Below are 1117 nucleotides of genomic sequence, written 5' to 3'. Positions count from 1 at the left end.
TCCTCCAGCGACCCTTCATCGGACCCGGCCGACAACGGTGCGAGGGAACCCCCGTCGAGGGAGCCCTCCAACGACCCGTCGAGCGAACCCTCCCCCGTCCCGTTGCCCGAACCGGCATCAGAACCGGACGACAACGGCGCCAGGGATCCTCCCACCGATGCGAGAGGCAGGGAGCCCAGAGCAAGGGATCCGGGCGCGAGTGAACCGAGGTCGACCGACCCCTCCCCGGGCTCGTTGTCCGACCCGCCCTCAGAACCGGCCGACAACGGCGCGAGCGAACCCGCATCCAGCGACCCCTCCAACGACCCGTCATCCGATCCCAGATCCTCCGACCCGCCCTCAGAACCGGCTGACAGCGGCGCCAGCGAGCCATCACCCGCCTCGGAACCGGACGATCCGAGCGCCAGGAGCAGAGTCACGGCCACGAGCGATCCGCCCTCGGCGGAACCGGGGTCCAACGACCCGTCGTCCGAGCCGGCATCCGAGCCCGCCGACAACGGCGCCAGGGAACCCGCATCCAGGGACCCCTCCTCCAGCGACCCTTCGTCAGAGCCCACGTCATCCGACCCGGCATCGGACCCCGCGGACAACGGCTGCAGCGAGGCTGGGTCCAGGGAGCCGGGGTCCAGCGAACCGGGGTCGAGCGATCCCGGGTTGAGCGATCCGGTGTCCGGGGACGACCCCGACGGCACGGATCCGGGGTCCACCGAACCGGGCCCCGAGAGATCATCCGAGCCGGTATCGGAACCGGCGGACAGCGGCTCCAGCGAGCCGGGCTCCAGCGAGCCGCTCGGTATGCCTCCGTCGAGCGATCCGCCCTCACCCGACCCGGCCGAACCGAGCAGCAGTTCGAGGTTCAGACCGAGCTCGCCGTTGAGCGACCCGGTCTGGGCACCTGCGATCGCCGGCGAACCGGCGGCAGCGAGCAGCGCTGCGCTGGTGAGCGCCGCCGCCCTCAGATGTCGTGCGCGTTTCGAAGACATAGTCGATCCTTCTCTCGGTGTCCCTTGCTTCTGCCGGAGGATGCAGCGGATCGCCGGCACCGATCCCCTTACCTGACCTAAACATCGCGTAAACTCAGAATACTGTTACCTAGATCACATTACTACCGGTGAAA

General features: G+C 68.8%; 1 protein-coding gene. It reads right to left on the bottom strand.

The features are described from left to right. On the bottom strand, positions 1-983 hold a 983-nt coding region (locus G6023_RS10245), incomplete at its 3' end, for a hypothetical protein (protein WP_206680993.1). Positions 984-1117 lie beyond the last annotated feature (134 nt).

Origin of the sequence: Dietzia sp. DQ11-71 (genome assembly GCF_014144995.1) — a bacterium.
GTDB classification, from domain to species: domain Bacteria; phylum Actinomycetota; class Actinomycetes; order Mycobacteriales; family Mycobacteriaceae; genus Dietzia; species Dietzia kunjamensis.
The sequence above is the reverse complement of the archived record's forward strand: the minus strand, read 5'-3'. Positions and strand labels throughout refer to the sequence as shown.